This is a genomic window from Herminiimonas sp. Marseille-P9896, assembly GCF_903993245.1.
GTDB classification, from domain to species: Bacteria; Pseudomonadota; Gammaproteobacteria; order Burkholderiales; family Burkholderiaceae_D; genus Oxalicibacterium; species Oxalicibacterium contaminans.
The window spans coordinates 53,831-70,902 of record NZ_CAJEVT010000001.1 but is presented as its reverse complement, the minus strand read 5'-3'; the positions used below and the strand labels follow the sequence as shown (position 1 = coordinate 70,902).

Sequence of the window (17,072 nt, the reverse complement as noted above, 5' to 3'; positions counted from 1 at the left end):
TTCCCATGAAACTGATTACTGCCATTATCAAGCCCTTCAAGCTGGATGAAGTGCGGGAAGCCTTGTCTGCGATTGGCGTGCAAGGTATCACCGTTACCGAAGTTAAAGGTTTCGGTCGCCAAAAAGGTCACACCGAGTTGTATCGCGGTGCTGAGTATGTCGTTGATTTCTTGCCTAAGACAAAAATCGAAGCGGCTGTTGATGATGCGATCGTTGATCGCGTGATCGAGGCAATCGAGACTGCGGCAAGAACCGGCAAAATCGGTGACGGCAAGATTTTTGTCTATGACCTGCAACAAGTCGTCCGCATCCGCACCGGTGAAACCGGTAAAGAAGCACTTTAAGGGGAATGAGATGAGTATCAAAAAAATGTTCACAAGTGCCCTTGCTGCAGGTGCTCTGTTGCTGGCAGTCGGATTCTCGGCTCCTGCAATGGCTGAAGACGCAGCAGCTCCGGCTGCAGCGCCAGCCGCGGAAGCGGTTGTGGTTGTGACCGAAACGCAAGCGGCTCCTGCTGCAGCACCAGCTGCTCCGGCGCCAGAAGTGGTGCTCAATACGGGTGATACCGCCTGGATGTTGACATCGACGATGCTGGTTATCCTGATGACCATCCCTGGCCTCGCATTGTTCTACGGCGGCCTTGGTCGTTCGAAAAACATGTTGTCCGTGTTGATGCAGGTCTTCGTGATCTTCTCGACCATCACCGTACTGTGGTGCCTGTATGGCTACAGCCTGGTGTTCGCGGATGGTGGCTCCTTTGTCGGTACCTTCGGCAAGCTCTTCCTCAATGGCGTCAAACCAGACACCCTGTCCGGCTCGATTCCTGAGTATGTGTTTATTGCCTTCCAATCGACTTTCGCGGCTATCACTTGCGCACTGATCGTTGGTGCTTTCGCCGAGCGTATGAAGTTTGCTGCAGTGCTGGCTTTCAGCATCCTGTGGTTCACGTTCAGCTACATCCCGGTTGCACACATGGTGTGGGCTCCTACCGGCCTGTTGTTCGCTGACGGCGCACTCGACTTCGCTGGCGGTACCGTGGTTCACATCAATGCTGGTGTAGCTGGCCTGGTTGGTGCGTACATGGTCGGCAAACGTATCGGTTTCGGCAAAGAAGCGATGCCACCGCATTCGCTGACATTGACCATGGTTGGTGCTTCGCTGCTGTGGGTGGGCTGGTTCGGTTTCAATGCTGGTTCCGCGCTGGGTGCAAACCCGATTGCTGGCCTGGCATTCATCAACACCATCCTGGCAACCGGCGCTGCTACCCTGGCCTGGATCACCACAGAGTCCATGCTCAAAGGCAAGGCTTCGATGCTGGGTGCTGCTTCCGGTGCAGTTGCTGGCCTGGTTGGTATCACACCTGCAGCCGGTTTCGTCGGTCCTATGGGCTCCATCGTCCTCGGCCTGATCGTTGGTGCAGTCTGCGTATGGGGTGTGAGCGGTCTGAAACGCCTGCTGGGTGCGGATGATGCGTTCGACGTATTCGGTGTACACGGTGTGGGCGGTATTGTCGGTGCGATCCTGACGGGTGTTCTGGCTGCTCCATCGCTGGGTGGTACCGGTGCAGCAGACTTCTCGATCGCTCACCAAGTGATGGTGCAGTTCAAAGCTGTGCTGATCACCGTAGTGTGGACGGCTGTGGTTGCCTTCATCATCTACAAACTGGTTGATCTGGTCATCGGTCTGCGTGTTTCGGATGAAGCAGAACGCGAAGGCCTGGACATCACCAGCCACGGTGAAACGGCTTATCACTCCTGATAACAGTTGTAACGTGATGGCCCTGCGCAAGCGGGGCACCAAAGAAAGCGCCCCCTCGCGGGGCGCTTTTTTCATTTGCCGGAGCGTTTTGGGTCTTTAAAAACGCTTTCCAGCCCTAATCTACGTGTTCCAAATTGAGCAAATCCGCCTGCAATGCGGACGACGCAAGCGGCATTTCCCGTTAGAATCAGCTTCAATTAACGATAGTTTCAGCACATAAGGTTTATATGGTTCCGCATCTCGTCACGGCTTTGAACGGTCCGCTGCTCGATCTTGAAAAGAAAATCCTGACCGCTACCCCTGCCATTGAGCGCTGGTTCAGGCTGGAGTGGCAAGAACATACCCCGCCGTTCTACTGCTCAGTCGATTTGCGCAATGCCGGTTTCAAGCTGGCACCAGTCGATACCAATCTGTTTCCTGGTGGTTTTAACAATCTTTCGCCGGAAATGTTGCCGCTGGCAGTGCAGGCGGCGATGGCGGCTATCGAGAAATATTGTCCGGATGCCAAGAATTTGCTGCTGGTACCGGAAGGCCATACCCGCAATACCTTCTACCTGCAGAACGTCGCGCGTCTGATGCAGATCTTCCGTCAGACCGGTTTGAATGTGCGCCTCGGCTCGCTGTCACCGGATGTGACCGGACCGACGCCGATCGAACTGCCGGACGGAACCACACTGACGCTGGAACCGCTGGAACGTTCGCAGAATGGTCGCCGCGTCGGCCTGAAAAACTTCGATCCTTGCACCATCCTGCTCAACAATGACCTGTCATCCGGCTTGCCGGCGATACTGGAAAACGTGAACGAGCAAAACCTGCTGCCGCCTTTGCACGCAGGCTGGGCGGTGCGACGCAAGACCAATCACTTTGCCGCCTATGACGAAGTGGTCAAAAAATTCGCCAAGCTGATTGATGTCGATCCATGGATGCTGAATCCATTCTTCATGAAATGCGAAGGCATCAACTTCAATGACAATACCGGCGAAGATTGCCTGGCGTCGAATGTCGACACCCTGCTGGCCAAGATGCGCAAAAAGTACAAGGAATACGGTATCAAGGAAAAACCGTTTGTGATCATCAAGGCCGATGCCGGTACTTACGGCATGGGCATCATGACCGTGCACGATGCGAGCGAGGTCAAGGACCTGAACCGCAAGCAGCGCAACAAGATGGCGGTGGTGAAAGATGGCCTGGAAGTGACAGATGTCATTTTGCAGGAAGGTGTGCCGACGTTCGAACGTATCAACGAATCGGTCGCCGAGCCGGTGGTGTACATGATAGATCGTTATGTGGTTGGCGGTTTCTATCGCGTCCATTCCGAGCGTGGCAATCACGAAAACCTGAATGCGCCGGGTGCACACTTTGTACCGTTGGCATTTGCCCACCAGCATGCATTGCCGGATTACCAGGCCAAACCGGGTACTGTCGCGCCTAACCGCTTCTATATGTACGGCGTGGTGGCGCGCCTGGCGTTGCTGGCAGCATCGCTGGAGATGGAGAAAACCGACCCCAATCCGGAAGTATATTAAGACCCGAATCGCCACCCTCACCGGTGGCGATTTCACTTTCGGTGAAAAATCCGACTTGGTGTCACAATTAAGCCCTTTGCAGTGCCTACCAATAACATGCTTGCCCGCCGCAATCGGGCAGCGCGCTTTTCAGGATGTGTTGAATGAAAATAGCCTTTGCCGCGGATCCGCTCGCTGGTTTCAAGATCTATAAGGACTCTACTTACGCGATGATGGCCGAAGCGGCCCGGCGTGGACATAGCATCTTTGTCTTCCAGCACAAGGATATGGCGTTCGAAGGCGGCAAGGTCGTCGCCAACATCTCGCGTGTAATCCTGACCGGTGGCGGACAGGAAGACTGGTATCGCCAGGAGGCGCCAGTGGCGCAGGAGCTGACCGGCTTTGATGCCATCCTTGAGCGTACCGATCCGCCATTCAATATGGAATACATCTACGCGACTTATTTGCTGGAGCTGGCGCAGCAACAAGGCGCGCGCGTCTTCAACAAGCCGGAAGCCATCCGCAGCTTCAATGAAAAACTGGCGATTGCCCAATTTCCCCAATACATCGCGCCGACGCTGGTCACCGCAGATGCGACGCGGGTGCGTGCCTTCCATGAAGAGCATCGCGACATCATCCTCAAGCCGCTGGACGGCATGGGTGGTGCGGGGATCTTCCGCGTCAAGGACGATGCGCTGAACCTGGGTTCCATCATCGAAACCCTGTCCGACAACGGCAGCCGTACCATCATGGTGCAGCGTTACATTCCGGAAATCACCGATGGCGACAAGCGCATCCTGTTGATCGGCGGACAAGTTGTGCCGTACTGCCTGGCGCGCATCCCGCAAGGGTCGGAAATACGCGGTAACCTGGCGGTAGGTGGCATCGGCGTGGCGCGTGAAATTTCGGCGCGCGACCGTGAAATCGGTGAGGCTTTGGCGCCACTTTTGCTAAAAAGAGGCTTGTTACTGGTAGGATTGGACGCAATTGGTAGTTACATGACTGAATTAAATGTGACCAGCCCTACTTGCTTCCAGGAAATCAAGCAGCAAACCGGCTTTGATGTTGCCGGAATGTTTATTGATGCACTGGAAAAGAACGTAGCAAGCTGGAATTCCTGAGTAATTGATAGAATTTGCGCTTGCCGGGTAAATTCCGGCGTGAAAAAGGTTCGGATTAAATAGATGGTCGGTATTTTGTTATTGACGCATGCGCCGCTGGGACAAGCCTTCATCTCGGCTGCGACTCATGTATTCCGCACGCGTCCGGAGCGCCTTGACGCAGTTGATGTCAACGCTGATCAGGACACAGGTGAAGTTGAGCGCCTGGCAAAAAAAGCCATTGCCGGTCTGGATGATGGCTCCGGTGTGCTGGTGATTACAGATGTCATGGGCGGTACGCCGTCCAACTGTACTTTGGGTTTGTGCAATGTCGACAATGTAGCCGTCATTGCAGGTATCAGTTTGCCTATGCTGTTGCGCGCAATTACGTATCGGCAAGATACACTGGATGTAGTAGTGGAAATGGCGCTGGCGGGTGGCCAGGGCGGCGCGGTCAGGGTAGACAACCGCGTACGACTTTCGCCGAATTAATTTGAACCCAAATCTATAAGAAAAATGATCGAACAAGAAATCGAAATTATCAACAAACTCGGCTTGCATGCACGCGCATCAGCCAAACTCACACAACTGGCAGCGAAATACAAAAGCGAAGTCTGGATGACGCGCAACAAACGCCGCGTCAATGCCAAGTCCATCATGGGCGTGATGATGCTGGCAGCTGGCAAGGGTGCCAAGGTGACGCTGGAAACCAATGGTCCGGATGAGCAAGAGTGTTTTAATGCGCTCGAGCTGCTAATACAGGATAAATTCGGCGAAGGCGAATAAGCCGATACACTTGGCAAGCACCTTGCTTGCACAGAGTGGCCTTATTTCCATTTTGTTGCTCCCTAGCTTCGGACCGAACCGATGACTTCATTCACGCTACACGGCATTCCAGTATCGCGCGGCATAGCAATCGGCCGCGCACATCTGCTTGCGCCGGCAGCGCTCGACGTACAGCATTACCTCATTGCCGACGACCAGGTCGAAGCCGAAGTATCGCGCCTGCAATCAGCCATCGCTGCGGTCCACGCAGAGTTACAGGCCATCTGGAATGAGCTGCCGCAGGATGCACCTGCCGAGCTTGGCGCATTTATCGATGTGCATGCATTGATACTTTCCGATCCGATGATTTCGGAAATGCCACTGGAGATTATTCGCTCGCGCTATTACAACGCTGAATGGGCGTTGGTCACGCAGATCGAAGAACTGTCTGCGCAATTTGAAGAAATCGAAGATCCTTACCTGCGCGAGCGTCGTGCCGACATCCAGCAAGTCGGCGAGCGCGTGCTCAAGGTATTGACCGGCAGCGCCAATCTTTTGCCGAAGTCGGATGGCAGTGAAGGTAGTGCCAGCATGATCGTCGTCGCGCACGATATCTCGCCAGCCGATATGCTGCAATTTCGTAATCGTGCCTTTAGTGGTTTCATCACTGACGTCGGCGGACAAAACTCACATACCGCCATCGTTGCACGCAGCCTGGATATCCCGGCGACAGTCGGCGTCTCGAACGCGTCCGAGCTGATCGTGCAAGGAGACTGGCTGATCATTGATGGCGATGCCGGTGTGGTTGTGGTTGATCCGACGCCGGTGGTGCTGGATCAGTATCGCGAGAAACAGGCGCGCCAGATACGTGATCGCAAGAAACTGGGTAAGCTGAAAAAAACGCCATCGCTGACTCTGGATGGCACACCGATCACCCTGCTGGCGAACATCGAATTTCCGGATGACTGCGCACACGCGATGGATGCGGGCGCGCACGGTATCGGTTTGTTCCGTTCCGAGTTCCTCTTCATGGGCCGCACCGGCCACGCGAATCAACTGCCATCGGAAGACGAACAATTCGAATCCTATAAACGTGCTGTCATCGCGATGAAAGGGCGTCCGGTCACGATACGTACACTGGACATCGGCGCTGACAAGCCGCTCGACTTTGCTGAGCAGACTGCACTGAATCCGGCGCTGGGTTTGCGCGCTATCCGCTTCTGTCTGTCTGAACCGCAAATGTTCCTGACTCAGCTGCGAGCGATTTTGCGCGCATCAGCTTTTGGTCCGGTCAAACTGCTGGTGCCCATGCTGGCACATGCATTTGAAATCGATCAGACCCTGTTGATGATAGAGCAGGCCAAGAAGCAGTTACGCGAAGAAAAAATCAAATTCGATCCGGAGCTTCCGGTCGGTGCGATGATCGAAATCCCCGCCGCAGCATTGACCCTGCCTTTATTCATCAAGCGCATGGATTTCCTGTCGCTGGGTACCAATGACTTGATCCAGTACACGCTGGCGATAGATCGCGTCGATCATGAAGTCGCACATCTGTACAATCCCTTGCATCCTGCTGTCTTGTATTTGTTGTCGAGCACGATTGCCATTGCGGCTAAAGCAGGTGTGCCGATTTCGGTATGCGGCGAAATGGCGGGCGATACGAGTATGACGCGTCTCTTGCTGGGTATGGGTTTGCGTGAATTTTCGATGCATCCATCGCAGTTGCTGGCGGTGAAGAATGAAATCCTCAACAGCGACCTGACCGTGCTCGAGCCAGTAACAAAAAAAATTGCCCGACTCTTCGAGCCGAAAGCGATCAGTGAAGCGGTAGAAAAACTGCGGGCTTTGTAATCCACGTACACGGGCAGTTGCGACTGCCCGTTTTCTTTATATCCAGCCCAGAGCACCAATCAAGGCACCCGCTGCCAGCAGCCACAGGATGTGGATGCGCGTATTCAGCATCAGCAACATGGTGACAACCGTAATCAACCACAGCGGCCAGTCTTCAGATGGCTGGCTATGTGCGCTGGCAAGTATCCAGCCGGTTGCAAACACCAGACCAACCACCACAGGTGCCATTCCCAGTTTGAATGCGCGCACGGAGCGCAATTCACGATTGCGATGCACCCAGCGTGTCGCCAGATAAGTAAAGGTAGTACTGGGCAGCAGTATCCCGACCATGCAGAGCGCCATGCCTAGCAATCCAGTGCTCATATCACCTGCATTCAAACCTATATTCCACCCCATCAGCGCGACGAATAATACATTCGGGCCGGGAGCCGCCTGCGCGATCGTGATCGATGTGCTGAACTGCGCGTCGGTCAGCCAATGCTGTTCATCTACCAGGAAGCGATGCATCTCCGGTGCCGCTGCAATTGCACCTCCAAGTGAGAGCAAAGACAGGGAGACGTAATGCAGGAACAGTTGCAGCCAATCGCTGCTTTGCATGGATAAATGCAAAGTCGTGCTCACGGAGCCAGCTTTCTGTACGCGAACATACAGCTGACCAGACCCAGGCCAAACAATGGATAAACCAAAGGCAGGCGTAATAGTGCGACACCACTGAAGCAAAGTGCGCCGAGCAAGATGCACAAGCGTGGTCCGAGCGGATTGCTTTTCAAGGCGCGTGCCAGTTTGACGCCAGTGGCGAGTATCAGGCCGGCAGCAACGGCACCCATCGCGCGCAAGGCATCTACCACCGGCGGATAATGCGCGAACGGTGCGTAGATAATCGCGATCGTCAGTATTAGCATCAAGGGCAGCAAGAGCATGCCACTGAGCGCCGCCATCGCACCGGGCAAGCCAAAGTGACGACCACCGACGATGATGGACATATTCACGACATTCGGTCCCGGCATGATTTGCGCGACCGCCCAGTCTTCGACGAACTGTTCCGGCGTCAGCCATTTCTTCTTTTCCACCAATTCGCGTTGGACGATGGCTAGTACCCCGCCGAAACCTTGTAGTGCGAGTAGCGTGAAGGAGAAAAAGAGATCAGCGAGGGATTTGGGACCGGAATTCGGTGAGATGTGCTCGACCCTGATGCTCTTACTGTCCATGAATACTTCTTTCATTCAAATGACGAGGATTAGGAGGAAATGTTAATGAAACTCGGGATGATCGGGTGATTTGTAGCAAATCAAGCGTGCAGGCAGTCGGCAGTATAGGTCCAGGAATTGTGTACTTTTGAGAGAAGTACCCACATTTATGGGATAGGCGTAAGGTCTGCGCTACCTTACACTGCGCTTTGCCGAAATTTCACCTCCCAGCGTATGAACTATCTCATAGAAAAACATCCGGGCAAGACGATGTTTATTGCCATTTCACTGGCGCTTTCTTCGATACTTTTTCTAATCTAAAGCCAGGCTGGTTTAGTTTGCGGCTTATTTCGTCCAGGGCAAGTGCTTGATTTCGCCTTGCAATACGGGTGGAGTAGTGTGCAGGCTTGCTCCGCCACATATCTTCTTATAGACCGCGAGGTAATCGGCAGCCATCGTATCTGCATTGAAAACAAGTGCTCGGGCGTGACTAGCCTGTGGATCAAACTTGCCGGAGGCGACCCCTTCTGCCAGTGCCGTGCGGCTTGCTGCAAGCACACCGCATTCCGGCGTGACGATTTCCGGTAATGCACCATATGGCGTGGCGAATACGGGCGCGCCGAAATACATGCTCTCAATGACCGCCAGGCCAAATGGCTCGTGCCATAAAACCGGAAACACCAAACCACGTGATCCGTTAAGCAAACGGAATTTTTCTGCGCCGCCCACCATGCCATGGAAAGAAACACGACGCGACCAGGTATAGCGAAAGCCGCGTTTCAGGTTCAGCCTATCGCCACCCAGCACGGCCAAGGGCACTCCCGCGTCACCCGTTACATCGATGGCGCCCTGTACATTCTTGACGCGCCATGCCGCCTTCCCCAGGAAATGGAAATAGTCGCGGCTTTGTTGCCAGTCCACATTGCCATAGCCTGACCAGTCCAGCCCGTTGTAGACAAACGCTTCGGAGCCGTGGCGTTGTGCATGATTGCGCGATACAAAAACGGTATTGAGTGGCAGCGGGACGTTTTCCTGTGAATTGCCGTGCTGTGTCATCAAATGTGGCGCATTGATAGTGACGCCCGGATTGAATTGAAAATGCACGATGTCAATTCCATCAGGGATTTGCTGTTCCCAGGAAAGGTCTTCCCGCAGTGGTATTACAGGTGCGAAATCACAATGTGAACCAGATGGAACCAAATAGCTGACGCGGTGCCCCGCTTTTACCAGTGCGCGCCCCAGATCCCAAATCACACGTTCTGTGCCGCCATAGGCGTATACCGGTATGGGGCTGCGATTGATGATTAATATATGCATCAGGAACTTCTTGTCTTGGTCGCGTTATGGGAGGCAGTGAGTAGTGGCAGTACCACTGCCAGCGCAAGGGCTGTCGCATAGTAATTATGCGCAAAATTCACATTGGTCAGGCTGGCCGTTGCATGCATGAAAAGCACCCCCCCCAATTGCCATGCCGCGATGGGTGCCGCTCGTCGCATGTGGAAAATGGCGACTGCCATGCCTATCAGGAGTGCCAGGAACGATGCGAGTCCTATTACGCCACCATCCAGCGCACTATGCAGATACTGGTTATGGACGTGGCCGAGCGAACGAACTTCATGCAATTTTGCCTGTACTTCTGCGCTTTCTCCTTCGCCTGCATGTTTGATACGTCGCATGCGTTCAATGCTGCCTATACCTATCCAGGGTGATTCGCGTATACCTTCTACTGCCATCCCCCAAAGATAGAGTCGCGCGCCCATGGATGTATTGTAGTTTTCGCTTGTCCGGGCCTCGCTTATGTCATGTACTGCCTGATGCATGCGCAACACGTCGCCAGGCATGAACCAGGCACTGGCCAGCACAATGGCGACTGCCCCGAACAACATCAAGAACGCACGGTGGATGCTGGCATGGTGCGTACCATTGCGATACCAGAACCAAGCGTATACCAGGCAGCACCATGGAATAATCAGGAAGGCACCGCGGGACTGCGATAGCAATATCGCTCCTATGCCGCAGCCGACACCAAAAAGCCACAGCCGACGCCGAACCATAGAATCTTGTTCGGAGAGTGCAGCCGGCAGTAACAAGGCCGTGTAGAAGCTGATGACTACCGCCCATGGAATGGCATTGGTTGCCAGAGAGTTTCTGACGACCACGTTTGGGTCTTGAAACATCAGGAAAACTGTCCATGCAAAAGCCAGCAGGCAAGCCAGAGCGATAGCATGCAATAAGATGCGGCGCAGATAAGAAGATATTGCGCCTCGACGAGCCAGAAAAAATGCAGCTGTGGCGGCTAAAAGTATCCGCATTGGAGCATTGAGTGTATCGCTTCCTTGTCGCGAAAGGAGTATGCAAATACCTGTTAGTGCCAAGGCCAGAACGCAGCTTTTGAACCAGGTTGAGGTTACCGTAGCTGCGATGGAACTTGTATGTGATGGCGTGTTGCGTGCTTTAAATGCAATCCAGAATCCAAAGACCCAAAAGAATAACCATGCAGCCCCAAGTATCTTGGAATTTAATGGTCCTAACGCGATGAGCCCTGCCAATATGTAAAAGCTGGCATTTTTAAAGAAATGAGGATTGCGAGAATCGTGGGTGTGAATACTCATGCGCAGTCTTGATCAACGAACGACATCGGTACGCAATGTATCGCGATCGTACTCAAGTGCTGCGTAGCGGAAGAAACCCTCGAGTCCTACAAAGAAACAGTAAAGGAAACCTGCGCCACCGCAGAGGAAGCCCAGTTGACCTATATATAGCCGCAAAAACATGGACATGCCGGAAGCCAGGCCACGCAATACACCTCCGCGCTTGCCTTTTTCGGCTCGCTTGGCTGCACCGAGCATGGAGTACTGTGCAAGTTTCTCCAGGCTTCCATATACGGTTTCACGTGAGTGATGCAGCAGACGTGCTTTTAGCACCAGGCGGGGCGTAGGTTCAACGGTGAGCACGGCTTGTTCATGTACTACGCCTACGTATTCTTGCAACATGTCCCGACGGAACATGCGTTCTACCTTGGATTGCGAACGGAAGTATTTCAGTTCATGCCCAAAAGCCACCATGCGCCATTGGATTTTCCATACTGCGCGTACGCCGGATTGGACGACCGCCTGTAATTCCATTCGTAGTTCGGGCGTAATGACTTCATCTGCATCAAGGAAGAAGATGTAGTCGCAAGTCGAGTGCTTGATCAGGCGGTTACGTTGCAAGGCAAAGCCCTGCCAATCCGGATAGTTAAATACTTCCGCACCTGCAGCCTGGGCAATTTCACGTGTGTTATCCGTGCTGCCGCTGTCAACTACGATGCATTGGTCCGCAAATGAGGCGCTTTGCAAGCAGGCCGCAATGCGATGTGCCTCGTTCTTGGTAAGTATGGCGATCGTCAGAGTTGGGGTCGCATGCGCTTTGTTGTTTTGTCTATTCCCGGCCGGAATAGCATGCAGCGCTGTTTTGTTTTCCATGCAATTAACCTATTTCGATCCAAAATTCGTTACTGGCCAGCAGGTGACTAATGTCGTCACATTATCAGGTAGGTGGTTGACCTATAGATAGTGCCTAGTATCCTGAAGTGCCCGTGATTATAGGGCTATTGGACTGCAGGAATGAAACACTATGTTGCATTCTTGCCATTATATTTGTGTCAGTTTTGGTATAGATCCAGCCATTATTGCAGTGAATGTTGCGGGATGTTGGTTTTGTTTTCCGTTTTAGGGAATCGCCCCCCGTTTGACGGAGCGGGGCGACTTGTTTATTCTTATGGCATTGCGCCGATTTGACATCAGCTTGCGGGCGCATAATAAATACGGCTAAAGCGTGCTCGCAACTGAGTCTCGAATTTAGCCCGATAAGCGGATCGCTTTCGGGCTTTTGTTTTTTTTAATGCCAGAGAAACCAGTGCCGTAGCTGCGCGCCCTTCTCCTGAATAGATAACATGACCTCAATCGGAATCGTTGCACCGCAATCCATGTTTTTCGCGAAGCCGCTGCCCTTGCAGAGCGGCGCGGAAATTACCGACTACACGCTGGTGTATGAAACCTACGGCACGCTGAATGCCGACCGTTCCAACGCGGTGCTGGTTTGCCACGCGCTGAATGCTTCGCACCACGTGGCGGGTACCTATAGCGAAGACGCGGGTACTACCGGCTGGGGGGGCAATATGGTCGGACCGGGCAAGCCGCTGGATACGAATAAATACTTTGTCATAGGCGTCAACAACCTCGGCTCCTGCTTTGGCTCTACCGGCCCTATGCATATCAATCCGGCGACCGGCAAACAGTACGGTGCGCATTTCCCGGTCGTGACAGTGGAGGACTGGGTACAGTCGCAGGCGCGCCTGGCCGATGAATTGGGTATCAAGCAATTTGCAGCTGTGATGGGCGGTTCGCTGGGCGGCATGCAGGCGCTGGCCTGGAGCATTCTGTTCCCGGAACGTTTGCGTCATTGTGTGGTGATCGCCTCCACGCCGAAACTGACCGCACAAAACATCGCTTTCGATGATGTAGCGCGGCAAGCGATCCTGACTGACCCTGATTATCATGGCGGTGATTTCTATGCGCACGGGGTGGTGCCTAAAAATGGCTTGCGCGTAGCACGCATGCTGGGTCACATCACTTATTTGTCGGATGACGATATGGCGGCCAAGTTTGGCCGTGACTTGCGCTCCGGTTCGTATCAGTTCGGTTTCGGTATTGACTTCGAGATTGAGTCTTACCTGCGCTATCAGGGCGACAAGTTCTCGACTTACTTCGATGCGAATACGTACTTGCTGATTACCAAAGCGCTGGATTACTTTGATCCGGCCAAGGATTTCGGTGGCGACCTGACCAAGACCCTGGAACGCACACGTGCGAAGTTCCTGCTGGTGTCGTTCACGACAGACTGGCGTTTCTCGCCTGAGCGTAGCCATGAAATGGTGCAGGCTCTGGTTAACAATAATCGCACTGTCACCTATGCCGAGATCGATGCGCCGCACGGGCATGACGCTTTCCTGCTCGACGATCAGCGTTATATGAATGTCGTGCGTTCTTACTTTGCACGGGCGTATGAAGAAATTGATGGCGGCAGTCTGAAAGCAGGAGCAAGCGCATGAACTTCCAACAATTAAGCGCCCTGCGTCCCGACCTCGCGTTTATCGCACACTGGATCAATCCTGGCACCAAGGTGCTGGATCTGGGTTGCGGCGATGGCGTTATGCTGGACTACCTGCAATCAGACAAGCAATGCAGCGGCTATGGCATAGAGATCGACGACAAGGAAATTCCACTTTGTATCGACCGAGGTGTCTCCGTGATCCAGCGCGATCTGGAAGCAGGTCTGGCGATTTTTGCCGATAATGCATTCGATACGGTCTTGTGCCTGTCTGCCTTGCAGATGATGAAGGACGTCGAAGGCGTGCTGCGTGACATCTCGCGTGTCGGTCGTGAGGCTATCGTATCTTTCCCTAACTTTGCCTACTGGCCGCATCGGATTGCCTTGCTGCGCGGGCGCATGCCGGTATCGAAAAGCCTGCCTTACGAATGGTATGACACGCCCAACCTGCGTTGCGCGACCATCAATGACTTTGAAGAACTGGCGAATGAAGTCGGGCTGGAGGTCGTTGAATGTGTCGCCTTGAGTGAAGGCGAACCAGTCAGCTTTATGCGTAACTGGCGCGGCAGCCTTGCCGTCTTCCGCCTGCGGAAAAAACAATAAGGCTTAACTGTCCTGCGATGTTGTGGTTTTTGGTGCTGTGCGCGCCGCAAACCACAGCAGGACGATGACCGGCAAGCCAAGCAAGGCGGTACCAGTGAAGAAGCTGGCATAGCCAAAGCTATCGACATATGCACCGGAATAACCGGCAATGAATTTCGGCAGTAGCAACATCATCGAACTGAACAATGCATATTGCGTGGCCGAGTAACTGATATTGGTCAGGCTGGACAGATAGGCAATGAAGGCCGCACTGGCGATGCCGCTGGCCAGGTTGTCAGCTGAAATCACCAGCACCAGCGCCTGCACATCATGGCCGTGGCCGGAGAGCCAGACAAACAACAGATTGCTGGCAGAGCTCAGGATCGCACCTAACGCCAGTATGCGCATCATGCCAAAGCGCATCGACAATGCCCCGCCTATGAAAGCGCCCACCAGCGTCATGATGATGCCAAAGATCTTGGTGACGGCCGCAACCTCATCCTTGCTGTATCCCATATCCACATAAAACGGATTCGCCATAATGCCCATCACCACATCGCTGATGCGGTAAGTGGCGATCAGAGCCAGGATCAGTAGTGCCTGCCAGCGGTAGCGCACGATGAATTCGCGGAACGGCCCTATCAATACATCATCCAGCCATGCTGCAACATTCTTGGCTGGTGGCAGGATGCGTCGCGCCGGTTCAGCGGAGAACAATACAGTGATGACACCAACTAGCATGGAAACTGCCATCGCGAAGTAGGCTACGCGCCAGGCGCCCGGCTGGTAACTGCCGTTGCCGACTACTTCTGCGCGTGCTGCGATCCACAGGACACCGGCACCGGCCCAGATCATCGCGAGGCGATAGCCGGTCTGGTAGCTGGCAGCCAGCGCTGCCTGGCGGTCGGTATCCGCCGATTCAATACGGAACGCGTCGAGGGAAATATCTTGCGTGGCAGAGCCGAAGGCCACCATGAGCGCGCACCAGACCACCGGTTTCAGCGCGACATGTGGGTCATTCAGTGCCATGCCGACCAGTCCGGCCATGATCGCCAGTTGCGACAGCAGCAGCCAGCTACGGCGACGTCCCATCCAGCGGGTCAGCAGCGGGATCGGTACGCGGTCGACCAGAGGTGCCCATACCCATTTGAACGCATAGGCCAGGCCGACCCAGCTCAGGTAACCGATGGTGCTGCGATCGATGCCAGCCTCGCGCAGCCAGAAGCTGAGTGTGCCGAGTACCAGCATAAGGGGCAAACCGGCAGAAAATCCCAGCAACAGCATGCGCAAGGTGGCGGTTTCGAGATAGACCTTGAACGTGTCTGACCATGAACGCCGGGCTACATCGCTGTTGCGAAAAATCATCTTTTCTTACCTTGATTGAAGGGAGTGGCGCCACTGCGCCAACAGGCTGAGATGCTGACACAAGAGTGCCCGGGCAGCAAGCGATGCAGCGATACCTGTCGCCAGAATGCGGGGATGACGGTGTTTTTCCGCTGTAACGGCTAACGACGGTTTATCATGGGAGCCTTCCCTATACCGATGCAATTATTCCTATGCTGATCATCACCATTAAACAAGGCAAAGAAAAAAGCCTGCTCGCACGCCAGCCATGGATTTATGCATCTGCAGTCGAGCGCGTTGATGGCAAGCCGGCGGAGCGCATGAAGCAGGGTGCAACCGCGCTGGTGCGCTCGTCGTCCGGTAAATTCCTGGCACGCGCCGCGCATGCGCCGAAATCCCAGATCCAGGCACGCGTCTGGACTTTCGATGAGGCGCAACCGGTCGATCATGCGCTGATCAAACGTCGCGTCAAAGCTGCGATCCAAAAACGTGTCGCCGCAGCCAAGGGCAAGCGGGTCGGTGCGGCCAAGCGTTTGCCATTGGTAATTGGCGATGAAGATGAATTGTCGGGTTTGCTGGTGGACTGGTATGGCGATCAGAAGGGTTACCTGATTTGCGAATTCCAGTCAGCAGGTGTCGACGCCTGGAAAGTCGCCATTGTGCAGGCGCTGATTGCGGAAACGGGTTGCCCCAATGTGTATGAAACGGCCGATGAGTTGATCCGCAAGGGTGAAGGTTTGCCGTTCAACTATGGTGTATTGGCCGGTGATGAGCCGCCGGATGATTTGTTGTGATGGAGAGCCGTGTGCACTGTGAGCTGACGACAGACGATCTGAGGGTATGTAAATAATGGCGGCCCCGTTCCGGCAGAACTTCTGGCCGCATTCCGGCTACCAACTGACTCGGCGTGATGTCGACGGTCGCTTGCTCTTAAGCGATGAGCTGTTGCGTGCCTGGTGGCACCGGCCGGAAGTGGCGCCGATAGATGAATCTTGTGCGCAAGAACGTGCATTGCATGCCGCTTTGCTGGCCGAGCCGCGTCGTGTTGTCACGGACGCAGAGATCAGCGCCTTGCAGGATGCTGATGCGCAGGATAACTATCGCATCCTGCTGGCATGGCGTGATCGCTTGCTGGCAGCACCGACGCTGGAAGCGGCGTATCTCGATCTGTTCCGTGCAGGCAGTATCAATGTGCCGCCGGTTTTCATTGATCAACTGACGCAGTTGATCGTGCAGGGCATGCTGGATGGCAGCGAAGAAGCCTTGCAAGTCCGCGCTGCCGAACTGTTTTTCCGCAAACAAAAAGTGGCGATAGAAAATGGTGCCGTGATGCTGGCCGATGCCGACACCGTCGAGTTGCACGCGACAGGCGGCAATTACGGTGATATCGGTCGCTTGCTGATAGAGGCCAATACCAAACCACGCCGTGTCGAACTGGATGTGCTGGATCAGGAAAACGCCGATACCTATTGGGCGCGCAATGAGCGACACGATACGGTCATCAGCTTTGCCTATGGTCGTGCCGCTTTAACCGCATTCTGTCGCGTGGTGGAGAAATGGATACAGCACTTCTATGGCGTTTCCGTCGTCGTGCGACCTTTGCGTGCGATCGAAGCCAAGCACTGGGCCTGGCATATAGGCCTGGATGCAGAAGCCAGCGCTATCCTGAATGATTTGTATGCAGGGGTGGAATTGGAAGAGGAGCGCAATCGCCGCATCCTGTCGCTGTTCCAGCTCGACTTCGTTGATCCGGCCGTGGTTCGTGCTGATGTCGCTGGTCGTCCTGTGTATATGGCTTGTGCGATGAATGCAGAAGAGTTGTTGCGCATCAAGCCGCAAAATCTATTGTTGAACCTGCCGCTGGCATCAATCTCCTGATTTTCATCGAC

At 54.3% G+C, this 17,072-nt stretch carries 17 protein-coding genes; 11 read left to right on the top strand and 6 right to left on the bottom strand.

The features are described 5' to 3' along the window. Window positions 1-5: 5 nt before the first annotated feature. The 7 genes from glnK to ptsP all read left to right on the top strand — a co-directional run bounded on the left by glnK (window position 6) and on the right by ptsP (window position 6,979). Entirely contained in the window at window positions 6-344 is a 339-nt protein-coding gene (gene glnK / locus H7U06_RS00340) for a P-II family nitrogen regulator (RefSeq protein ID WP_011979395.1), read from the top strand. A 10-nt stretch (window positions 345-354) separates the two neighbouring features. Continuing rightward, on the top strand, window positions 355-1,758 hold the full coding sequence (locus H7U06_RS00335; RefSeq protein WP_175624257.1) for an ammonium transporter: 1,404 nt from the start codon (window positions 355-357) through the stop codon (window positions 1,756-1,758). A gap of 227 nt (window positions 1,759-1,985) precedes the next feature. After that, window positions 1,986-3,284 carry a glutamate--cysteine ligase gene (gene gshA, locus H7U06_RS00330; protein WP_175624256.1) on the top strand — a complete coding sequence of 433 codons (1,299 nt, stop codon included), beginning with the start codon at window positions 1,986-1,988 and terminating at the stop codon, window positions 3,282-3,284. Window positions 3,285-3,427: 143 nt separating this feature from the next. Then, window positions 3,428-4,384: a glutathione synthase gene (gene gshB, locus H7U06_RS00325; protein WP_175624255.1), complete on the top strand. Its 957-nt coding sequence runs from the start codon at window positions 3,428-3,430 to the stop codon at window positions 4,382-4,384. Between the two features lie 63 nt (window positions 4,385-4,447). Beyond that, complete coding sequence (locus H7U06_RS00320; protein WP_175624254.1) at window positions 4,448-4,855, top strand: PTS sugar transporter subunit IIA; 408 nt, start codon at window positions 4,448-4,450, stop codon at window positions 4,853-4,855. Window positions 4,856-4,879: 24 nt separating this feature from the next. After that, window positions 4,880-5,149: an HPr family phosphocarrier protein gene (locus H7U06_RS00315; protein WP_175624253.1), complete on the top strand. Its 270-nt coding sequence runs from the start codon at window positions 4,880-4,882 to the stop codon at window positions 5,147-5,149. 81 nt (window positions 5,150-5,230) lie between these two features. After that, on the top strand, window positions 5,231-6,979 hold the full coding sequence (gene ptsP, locus H7U06_RS00310; RefSeq protein ID WP_175624252.1) for a phosphoenolpyruvate--protein phosphotransferase: 1,749 nt from the start codon (window positions 5,231-5,233) through the stop codon (window positions 6,977-6,979). Between the two features lie 36 nt (window positions 6,980-7,015). Here ptsP and H7U06_RS00305 read toward each other — a convergent pair whose 3' ends face one another. From H7U06_RS00305 to H7U06_RS00285, 5 genes are all read right to left on the bottom strand, one after another. Next, window positions 7,016-7,576: a chromate transporter gene (locus H7U06_RS00305; protein WP_175625168.1), complete on the bottom strand. Its 561-nt coding sequence runs from the start codon at window positions 7,574-7,576 to the stop codon at window positions 7,016-7,018. A gap of 20 nt (window positions 7,577-7,596) precedes the next feature. Beyond that, complete coding sequence (locus tag H7U06_RS00300) at window positions 7,597-8,187, bottom strand: chromate transporter (RefSeq protein ID WP_175624251.1); 591 nt, start codon at window positions 8,185-8,187, stop codon at window positions 7,597-7,599. Window positions 8,188-8,511: 324 nt separating this feature from the next. Further along, window positions 8,512-9,483 (bottom strand): glycosyltransferase, encoded by a 972-nt coding sequence (locus H7U06_RS00295; RefSeq protein ID WP_175624250.1) that lies wholly within the window; start codon window positions 9,481-9,483, stop codon window positions 8,512-8,514. Then, window positions 9,483-10,778 (bottom strand): O-antigen ligase, encoded by a 1,296-nt coding sequence (locus tag H7U06_RS00290; protein WP_175624249.1) that lies wholly within the window; start codon window positions 10,776-10,778, stop codon window positions 9,483-9,485. Before H7U06_RS00290 ends, H7U06_RS00295 begins: the two co-directional genes overlap by 1 nt. Before the next feature lie 12 nt (window positions 10,779-10,790). Continuing rightward, on the bottom strand, window positions 10,791-11,630 hold the full coding sequence (locus tag H7U06_RS00285) for a glycosyltransferase family 2 protein (RefSeq protein ID WP_175624248.1): 840 nt from the start codon (window positions 11,628-11,630) through the stop codon (window positions 10,791-10,793). Between the two features lie 470 nt (window positions 11,631-12,100). Between H7U06_RS00285 and H7U06_RS00280 the strand changes: the two genes are divergently transcribed. Together H7U06_RS00280 and metW are read left to right on the top strand one after the other, a co-directional pair. Continuing rightward, complete coding sequence (locus H7U06_RS00280; RefSeq protein ID WP_175624247.1) at window positions 12,101-13,258, top strand: homoserine O-acetyltransferase; 1,158 nt, start codon at window positions 12,101-12,103, stop codon at window positions 13,256-13,258. Then, window positions 13,255-13,860, top strand: coding sequence for a methionine biosynthesis protein MetW (metW, locus tag H7U06_RS00275; RefSeq protein ID WP_175624246.1), 606 nt, complete (start codon window positions 13,255-13,257; stop codon window positions 13,858-13,860). The genes H7U06_RS00280 and metW overlap by 4 nt, the downstream gene beginning before the upstream one ends. A gap of 3 nt (window positions 13,861-13,863) precedes the next feature. On the opposite strand, the gene H7U06_RS00270 is transcribed toward metW, so the two are convergent. Next, window positions 13,864-15,204, bottom strand: coding sequence for an MFS transporter (locus H7U06_RS00270; protein ID WP_175624245.1), 1,341 nt, complete (start codon window positions 15,202-15,204; stop codon window positions 13,864-13,866). 191 nt (window positions 15,205-15,395) lie between these two features. Between H7U06_RS00270 and H7U06_RS00265 the strand changes: the two genes are divergently transcribed. Both H7U06_RS00265 and H7U06_RS00260 read left to right on the top strand, forming a co-directional pair. Beyond that, the gene (locus H7U06_RS00265; RefSeq protein WP_175624244.1) at window positions 15,396-15,977 is read left to right on the top strand and encodes an SAM-dependent methyltransferase; all 582 of its coding nucleotides are present in this window, start codon (window positions 15,396-15,398) and stop codon (window positions 15,975-15,977) included. A 55-nt stretch (window positions 15,978-16,032) separates the two neighbouring features. Then, window positions 16,033-17,061: a DUF6352 family protein gene (locus tag H7U06_RS00260; RefSeq protein ID WP_175624243.1), complete on the top strand. Its 1,029-nt coding sequence runs from the start codon at window positions 16,033-16,035 to the stop codon at window positions 17,059-17,061. Window positions 17,062-17,072: the final 11 nt, after the last annotated feature.